We start from the raw sequence: 9,080 nt of genomic DNA, 5'->3' as shown, positions 1-9,080 counted from the left end.
TCTTGTCTTGTATTTATAGGATCATTAGAGTTTTCAATATCCTTTTTAAATATTATATTAGCTGCTCCATCTGGACCCATTACTGCAATTTCTGCATTTGGCCATGCAAATACTTGGTCTGCTCCTAAGTCTTTACTACACATAGCAAGATATGCTCCACCGTAAGCTTTTCTAACTATTAGTGTAACTTTAGGAACAGTCGCTTCACTATAGGCATAAAGCATTTTAGCTCCATGTCTAATAATTCCACCATATTCTTGATCTGTTCCTGGTAAAAATCCCGGAACATCTACTAAGTTAAGAAGCGGAATATTAAAGGCATCACAAGTTCTTATAAATCTTCCTGCTTTGTCAGAAGCATTTATATCTAAACATCCTGCTAATATCTTAGGTTGGTTTCCTACTACTCCAATGGTCTTGCCATTTAATCTTATGTATCCAGTTATAATATTTTGTGCAAAATAAGGTTGAACTTCAAAGAATTCTCCTTCATCAGCTAATAACTTAATAACTTCTTTCATATCGTAAGGCTTATTAGGATTTATCGGTATAAGTTCATTTAATTTTTCTTCTAACCTGTTTATTTCATCATTAGTATCATATACTGGTGCTTCTTCTAAGTTATTTGAAGGTAAATAACTTAATAGAGTTTTAATCCTAGTAATACACTCTTCTTCTGTATTATCCATAAAGTGAGCTACACCGCTTACTTTGTTGTGAGTATTAGCTCCTCCTAATTCCTCTTGTGTAACCTCTTCTCCTGTTACAGATTTAATTACTTGAGGACCTGTTATAAACATCATACTAGTTTTATCTACCATGAAAATAAAGTCGGTTAAAGCTGGAGAATAAACTGCTCCTCCTGCACAAGGTCCCATTATTACTGATATTTGAGGAATAACTCCTGAAGCTATAGTGTTGTTATAAAATATTTTCCCATAACCTGATAGAGCATCTACACCTTCTTGAATTCTTGCACCACCAGAGTCATTAAATCCTACTATAGGTGCTCCCATTTTAATAGCCATTTCTTGCACTTTACATATTTTCGCTGCATGCATTTCACCTAAAGAACCACCTAATACTGTGAAGTCTTGAGCATAAACAAAAACTAATCTGCCATTTACTGTACCATATCCAGTTACTACACCATCAGCAGGAGCTTCTACTTTTTCCATATCAAAGTTTGTACATCTATGCTCTACAAACTTATCCACTTCAACGAAACTTCCTTCATCTAGTAATAGATTAATTCTTTCTCTTGCTGTTAGCTTACCAGATTTATGCTGTTTCTCAATCCTTTTTTCTCCACCGCCAAGTTCTATTTTTTTCTTGGTTTCTAGGAGTGTTTCAATTTTTTCCTTCATTTTTACCCTCCTTTTTATATTTACTCCTTAATCTCTTTGGCAAAGCTCTATTAAAACTCCAAAAGTTGATTTTGGATGTAAAAATGCAATTTTAGCACCACCAGCACCATATCTTGGTTTTTCATCTATTAATTTAATACCTTTTGCCTTTAATTCTTCTAAGGTCTTTTCTATATCCTCTACTTTATAAGCTATATGTTGGATTCCTTCACCTTTTTTCTCGATAAACTTAGCTATTGGACCATTTTCTTCTGTAGACTCAAGTAATTCTACTTCTGTATCTCCTATGGGTAAGAAAGCAACTTTAACTTTTTGCTCTTCTACAACTTCCGTACTAACACATTTAATACCAAGTATTTCTTCATAAAACTTTAAAGTTTCATTTAAATCTTTAACAGCGATACCAATATGATCTACTTTGCTAACCATTCCATAACCTCCTATTTATTAATTAAACTTATTATTTTATCCTTGGCTGTATAAGGATCTATAGTTCTTAATGTAACTTCTTTAGATAAATCCTCTATCAAATCTTCTTTTACCGCTCTATCAATTATTAAATTCATTAGTTCTTCTTCAACCAACTTTAATATCTCTAACTTATTATTTCTAGTCCTTATTTTTTCTAACTCATTAGTTGCTTCTAAATATCCTTTATGTTCAAATAACTTTTCTAAAAGTACATCTATATCTTTATTTAGCCCTGCTGATACCTTCACTACTGGAGGACGATAGTCTCTTTTTTCGTTTAAATCTAAGTTCATTTCAATTTCTACCTGTGTTTTATCTGCTCCATCTAAGTCAGATTTGTTAATTGCAAATACATCAGCTATTTCCATTATTCCTGCCTTAATAGCTTGAATATCATCTCCTAAATTAGGAACCATTACCATAAGTACCGTATCTGCCATTTTTACAATATCAATCTCTGATTGACCTACTCCTACAGTTTCAATGAATATATAATCGCATCCATATATATCAAGAACCTTTACAGCAGCCCAAGTAGCTTTTGACATACCTCCTAAAGAGCCACGAGTCCCCATACTTCTTATAAATACATCTTTATCTAAGGCAAGATCACTCATTCTAATTCTATCACCTAGAATGGCACCGCCTGTAAAGGGGCTAGTAGGATCTATGGCTACGATTCCAACCTTTTTCCCTTGTTTTCTTAGCTCCTTAGTTAATCTATCTGTTAATGTAGATTTACCACTGCCTGGAGGGCCAGTAATTCCAATTACATAAGCCCCCCCTGAATATTTATACAATTTTTTTATTATATCTATGGATTCCTTATCATTGTTTTCTACCATAGTTATTAATCTGGCACAAGCTCTTTTGTCACCTTTTAAAAGTCTCTCTTCAATGTTCAACTTAAAACACCACCTATTATTATCTTTTTAGGTTGTTTTCAATAAACTCTATAACATCCTTTGTTGGTGTTCCTGGAGTAAATATAGCTTCTATTCCTGATTCCTTTAAGAAAGGTATATCATCTTCTGGAATAACTCCTCCACCCATTATTAATACGTCGTCAGCTCCTTCTTCCTTCAATAGATTAACTACTTTAGGAAATAAGTGATTATGTGCTCCTGATAAAATACTCATAGCTACTACATCCACGTCTTCTTGAATTGCTGCCGCTACTATTTGTTCTGGTGTTTGTCTAAGACCTGTATATATAACTTCCATACCTGCATCCCTTAATGCTCTAGCAATTACTTTAGCTCCTCTATCATGACCGTCTAATCCCGGTTTAGCTACCAATACTCTAATTGGTCTTTCCATTTTTATGCCTCCTCATTTTCTTATAATATTACAGATTGCTCATATTCACCAAATACTTCTCTTAATACACCACAGATTTCTCCAAGTGTAGCATAAGCCTTAACTGCATCTAATATAAATGGCATTAGATTTTCCTCTGTTTCTGCCTTTTCTTTTAATACCTTTAAAGTTGTTTCTACTTCTTCATTATTTCTTTCAGACCTTAAAGCTTCCAATTTTTCTCTTTGTAATTTTTCTACTGCTGGATCTACTTTTAATAAATCCTTCTTATCTGTTTCATCTATATGGAATTTATTCACCCCTACAACAATTCTTTCTTGGGATTCAACTTCCATTTGATATTTATAAGCACTGTTTTGAATTTCCTTTTGTATATATCCTTTAGCTATTGCTCTAGGTGCTCCACCTAATTCATCTATTCTTTCAATATAGTTATAAGCTTCTTCTTCTATTTTACTTGTTAGACTTTCTACATAATAAGATCCTGCCAACGGATCTATAGTTTCCGTTACACCACTTTCATAGGCTACTATTTGTTGGGTTCTTAATGCTATTCTTACAGACTCTTCTGTTGGTAATGCTAAAGCTTCATCTTTAGAGTTAGTATGTAATGATTGAGTTCCTCCAAGAATTGCAGCTAGAGTTTGAATAGTAACTCTTATTATATTGTTATCTGGCTGTTGAGCCGTTAAAGTAGAACCTGCTGTTTGAGTATGGAACTTTAACATCATTGATTTTTCACTCTTAGCCTTAAATCTTTCTTTCATTATTTTAGCCCAAATTCTTCTTGCCGCTCTAAATTTAGCTACTTCTTCTAGTAAATCATTATGAGCATTGAAGAAGAAGGATAATCTTGGAGCAAAATCATCTACATCTAAACCAGCTTTAATAGCTGCATCAACATAAGCTATACCGTCAGCTAAAGTAAACGCTACTTCCTGAGCTGCAGTAGATCCTGCTTCTCTAATATGGTAACCACTAATGCTAATAGTGTTCCATTTAGGTACTTCTTTTGAACAATATTCAAAAATATTGGTTATTAATCTCATAGATGGCTCTGGTGGAAATATATATGTTCCTCTTGCTATGTACTCCTTTAGTATGTCATTTTGAATGGTTCCTCTTAATTTATCTTTTGAGACTCCTTGTTTTTCTGCAACAGCTATATACATGGCAAGTAAAACGCTTGCTGGAGCATTTATAGTCATAGATGTACTTACTTTATCTAAAGGGATTCCGTCAAATAATAATTCCATATCTCTTAAAGAATCTATGGCAACTCCTACTTTTCCAACTTCTCCTTCACTTAGTCCATGATCTGAATCATAACCTATTTGTGTTGGTAAGTCAAAAGCAACACTAAGACCTGTTTGTCCTTGTTCCAATAAATATTTATATCTTTGATTAGACTCCTCTGCCGTTGCAAAGCCAGCATATTGTCTCATAGTCCATAGTCTACCTCTATACATGGTAGGCTGAACTCCCCTTGTAAATGGATATTCTCCTGGAAGACCTAGATCCTCATTATAATCTAAAGCCTCTATATCCGCAGGCGTATATAACCTTTTAACTTCAATATTAGAACCCGTTACAAAGGCTTCTTTTCTTTCTGGAAACTTAGCCAGAGCTTTCTCAACCTTGTTTTTTTCCCATTGATCAACTGAAGCTTTAATATCTTCAATTTTTTTATCATCAAACATTTTTTTACCTCCTTATTTGGTAAAGCATAGTTTTCTTTATAAAGCTCTCTTCATAGTCTATTATAGTAATAAGTAGTAGAATTTTGCAACATATATTTCAATATATTTGAAAAACGAATGTAATATTGCATAATCTTTATAAATATATTAAAATTATTTCAAATTTATATGTATAATTTATTTTTTTAATAATGTGCATACAGAACAATACTAATGAAATTAACATTCATTAGTATTGAATTTTATAGCATATTATTAATATCTTATATTTTAGCCCCTATTTGCTTGCTTCCATTGTATATATTTGGCATAGGCTCCCTTAATACCTACGATTATGGCTTTCTGAGAAGAACCAAAGAATCGTTTATCCACTTTTTCGATAAGTTCATCTATACCGTCTCTCTCAATATTATGTCCTATCATTAAATATGCTAAGAAATCTTTACACAAGTCTGAAATCAAAGTTACCATAACATCTTCTATAATACCTGTTTTTGTATTAATTAGAAAACCTACTCCTACTACTTTATGTACATAAGTAGCAGAAATATCCTCAGGAAGTTTTGAATAAGAAACAAAATATACAGTATCTGGACCATAGTCTTTTACTTCTCTCATTGTCCACATCCTTTCTAAATATTAGTTTATAAAAAGGCTACACTAAAGTGCGTAGCCTTCCTCAACTTTCTTTATACCCAATATTCTTCTAGCTTCATCAGGTGTTGCTATTTCTCTTCCTAATTCTTTTGCAATTCTTTTTACTCTTTCAATTAACATTATATTAGTAGCTAATACTCCTTTATCATAAAGTATTGTATCTTCTAATCCTGTTCTAGCATGACCGCCTAATAGTATAGCCATAGTTAACATGGGCACTTGACTTGCCCCAATTCCTGATACAGTAAATGTAGAACCTTTTGGTAAGGATTCAACCATATGTAAAAGATTTCTTGGTGTACCTTTTGCTGATCCTCTCACATTCATTACTAGATTGAATTGTAATGGCGCCTTAAGTACCCCCTCTTTTAATAAATAAGAAGAATTATCTATCATGCCTAAATCGAAGGCTTCTATTTCAGGTTTAATATTGTTAGCATACATCTTTGCAGCTAATTCCCTTATTAATTCAAAAGAATTAGCATTTACTTGTGAAGGAAAATTGGATGAGCCTGTAGATAAACTTGCCATTTCTGCGTTTAAATCTAACATCTGCCCACGCCATTCGGCTGTATTTCCTCCACCTCTTGCTCCAGTAGATAGTTGTGTTATAATATCACAATCTCTTTCTTCTAATTTGTCTAATATCTCTTTATATAAATGTCTTTCACAAGTTGGTTCTCCCTTATGATCCCTCACATGAATATGAGCTACAGATGCCCCAGCTTCTTTACATCTAATGATATCTTCAACTATTTCATCTACTGTAACGGGAGTATTTGGATTCATTTCTTTAGTAGGAACATTTCCCGTTAAAGCTACGGTTATAATTAATTTTTCTTTTCTATAACTCATTCTATTCCCTCCTAGAATAATTGTTCTGATAACTTCTTAATAGCTGTTTCTAATTTTTCATATAATAGATCTACTTCTTCTCTAGTTATATTTATTGGTGGAGCTAATAATATATGATCTCCTCGTACTCCATCAACTGATCCTCCACCTGGATATGGAACTAGACCTTCTTCTAAACAGTTAAGAGTAATTTTTCCTTTTACATTAACAGATGAATCAAATGGTTCTTTTGTCTCCTTATCCTTAACAAATTCTATACCTATCATGAGCCCTTTCCCTCTAATATCTCCTACTATAGGATACTTATAAAGTTCATCTAACTTATTGATTAAATACTCTCCTTGAATAGCACAATTTTCTATATAATTTTCTCTTTCAATGATTTCCATAACCTTATCAGCGATTCCACAAGATAACGGGTTACCAGCATAAGTATGTCCATGAATAAAGTTACCCGATCCCTTAACCATAATTGTTTCAAAAACTTCAGTTGTACATACAGCTGCACCTATTGGGGTATATCCACTACTTAGACCTTTAGCAACAACAAGAATATCTGGTTTTGCTTGAAAGTGATCTGATGCCATTTTCTTTCCCGTTCTACCTGAGCCCGCCATAACTTCATCCATTATAAATAAAATATCGTACTTATCACAAATTTCTCTTACCATATCAAAATAAATCTTTTCAGGATGGCAACCTGGTGCCGCTGATCCTACCACTGGTTCAGAAATAAACGCAGCAACATTATCTTGTCCTTGGCTAAGAATCTCCATTTCTAGTTCCTTGGCAGCAAGTATACTTGTTTCTTCCAAAGATTTTGCTCCCCACGGGTTTCTATAATGATAAAACTGACTAATTTTCGGGAAACTAGCTAATAAAGGATCATATATTTTTCTTCTACCAATGGTTCCTGTCATAGATAAAGACCCTAACGTAGCGCCATGATAAGAGTTCCATTTGGATATAATTTTCCACTTGTTTGTTTTTCCATCTCTTTCAACAAAATATTGTCTTGCCATTTTCATAGCAGTTTCGGTTGCTTCAGAACCACCTGATACAAAATATACATGGCTTAATCCTTCTGGACACCAAGATGCAATTCTTTTAGCGCATTTTTCAATTGAATCAACTGTCCATCTGGACAAATGTGTAAAAGCAATTCTTTCAATATGTTCCTTAGTAAACTGAGCAATTTCTTTATTTCCATGACCTATATTGGCAACTGCTGATCCCGAACATCCATCAATATATCTCTTTCCGTTTTCCCCAATCAGATATATTCCTTCTCCCCTTTCGATTCGAGGGTACATCCAATTTTGATTCCTATAAAATACATTATTCCTTGGCGCTTTATTTAAACTCATTATACTTCCCCCTTGTAATATTTTTATTTATATTAAGTTTTAGCTAGCTTGACTCTTTACTGCCAACAAATCACTATTATTAAATACTTCTCTATCTAGATCTTTTTCTAAAGATGATACAGTAACTCCTACCACTAAATCTCCTAAAGCATTTGTAGATGTATGGATTTGATCTACTATTCTATATACACCTGCTATCAATGCTATACCATCCAATGGAATCCCTAGACCTGTTAATAGGGCTATGGATATAATAAGTCCTGTTTGAGGTGCAGCAGCACACCCTATAGATAGCATTGTAGCTGTTAAAACTAACATTATTTGCTGACTAAATGATATTTCTATACCGTATAACTGAGCAGCAAACATTACTACAATACCAAAATAAATTCCCGTACCATTCATGTTAGCTGTAGCTCCTAAGGGCAAAATAAAGCTAGCTGTTTCCTTTGGAATCCCTATCTTATCAGTGCCCACTTTCATTGTCACCGGTAAAGCTGCAGCACTACTACACGTACTAAATGCTATAGCCCAAGGTTCAAATGCTTTCTTGTAGAATTTTAAGGGATTTACCTTAGCTATAAAATATAATATTAGTGAGTACCATACTACTATATTAAAAATATTTGCTCCATAATCAACTAAGATAAAGTTGAATACAGGGCCAAATATACCCACTCCAAATATTGTTACAGCTTTTGACATAAGTCCAAATACTCCAAACGGTGTAAATTGTATTACAATGTCTACTACTTTGTACATCATTTCTGATAATCTATCTACTAAATTAACAATAGGTTCTGCTCTTTCACCCATAAGCAATAACCCAGCTCCAATGAAAATACCAAAGGAAATAATATGAAGCATCTCGCCTTGGGTAAGTGATTCAAATATATTAGCTGGAAATAATCCCAATATTGAATCAAATACAGTTGGAAGTTCTCTCATTTCAACTGTTCCAGCTCCTAATTCAGCAATATTTAATCCTGCACCAGGTTTAAATATATTAGCCATTAAAATACCAGTGCCTATTGAAAGAAAACCTGTTAGAAAAAAGATTATTATTGTCTTTGTTCCAATGCTTCTTAATTTTTTGATTTCTGTAAGATTGGAAACCCCACTAATTATTGAGAATAAAACTAAAGGAACTACTACCATTTTAATAAGTCTTAGGAATACGTCACCTAGAAGACCTAGCCATGGTAATAAACCAACGACAAAAGGTTCATCATTACCTACTGCTGATAAAATGGCACCTACTATAATACCTAAAAATAGTCCGATGAAAATCTTGTGAAGCAATTTCAGCTTTCTCGGTTTTGACATTAATATACCTCCTCTTT

The 9,080-nt window shown here is 33.3% G+C and carries 9 protein-coding genes; all 9 read right to left on the bottom strand.

What is annotated here, in order from left to right:
* A partial coding sequence (gene mmdA, locus KQI42_RS14910; protein WP_216521018.1) for a methylmalonyl-CoA decarboxylase subunit alpha occupies nucleotides 1-1,367 on the bottom strand: 1,367 nt, incomplete at its 3' end.
* Between the two features lie 27 nt (nucleotides 1,368-1,394).
* A complete protein-coding gene (gene mce, locus KQI42_RS14905; RefSeq protein WP_216521017.1) occupies nucleotides 1,395-1,796 on the bottom strand; it encodes a methylmalonyl-CoA epimerase in 402 nt (133 codons plus the stop codon).
* Between the two features lie 11 nt (nucleotides 1,797-1,807).
* On the bottom strand, nucleotides 1,808-2,743 hold the full coding sequence (gene meaB, locus KQI42_RS14900) for a methylmalonyl Co-A mutase-associated GTPase MeaB (protein WP_216521016.1): 936 nt from the start codon (nucleotides 2,741-2,743) through the stop codon (nucleotides 1,808-1,810).
* 19 nt (nucleotides 2,744-2,762) lie between these two features.
* Entirely contained in the window at nucleotides 2,763-3,158 is a 396-nt protein-coding gene (locus tag KQI42_RS14895; protein ID WP_216521015.1) for a cobalamin B12-binding domain-containing protein, read from the bottom strand.
* Between the two features lie 20 nt (nucleotides 3,159-3,178).
* On the bottom strand, nucleotides 3,179-4,858 hold the full coding sequence (locus KQI42_RS14890) for an acyl-CoA mutase large subunit family protein (protein ID WP_216521014.1): 1,680 nt from the start codon (nucleotides 4,856-4,858) through the stop codon (nucleotides 3,179-3,181).
* A gap of 270 nt (nucleotides 4,859-5,128) precedes the next feature.
* Nucleotides 5,129-5,476: a DUF3870 domain-containing protein gene (locus KQI42_RS14885; protein WP_216521013.1), complete on the bottom strand. Its 348-nt coding sequence runs from the start codon at nucleotides 5,474-5,476 to the stop codon at nucleotides 5,129-5,131.
* A 42-nt stretch (nucleotides 5,477-5,518) separates the two neighbouring features.
* The gene (locus tag KQI42_RS14880; RefSeq protein ID WP_216521012.1) at nucleotides 5,519-6,370 is read right to left on the bottom strand and encodes a beta-keto acid cleavage family enzyme; all 852 of its coding nucleotides are present in this window, start codon (nucleotides 6,368-6,370) and stop codon (nucleotides 5,519-5,521) included.
* Nucleotides 6,371-6,381: 11 nt separating this feature from the next.
* The gene (locus KQI42_RS14875; protein ID WP_216521011.1) at nucleotides 6,382-7,737 is read right to left on the bottom strand and encodes an aspartate aminotransferase family protein; all 1,356 of its coding nucleotides are present in this window, start codon (nucleotides 7,735-7,737) and stop codon (nucleotides 6,382-6,384) included.
* A 39-nt stretch (nucleotides 7,738-7,776) separates the two neighbouring features.
* Complete coding sequence (locus KQI42_RS14870) at nucleotides 7,777-9,063, bottom strand: dicarboxylate/amino acid:cation symporter (protein WP_216521010.1); 1,287 nt, start codon at nucleotides 9,061-9,063, stop codon at nucleotides 7,777-7,779.
* Between the last annotated feature and the right edge of the window lie 17 nt (nucleotides 9,064-9,080).

It is taken from the genome of Tissierella simiarum, assembly GCF_018917865.1.
In the GTDB taxonomy this organism is placed as follows: Bacteria; Bacillota; Clostridia; order Tissierellales; family Tissierellaceae; genus Tissierella_C; species Tissierella_C simiarum.
Note: the sequence above shows the minus strand (reverse complement) of the source record. Positions and strands in the feature narration are given on the sequence as shown.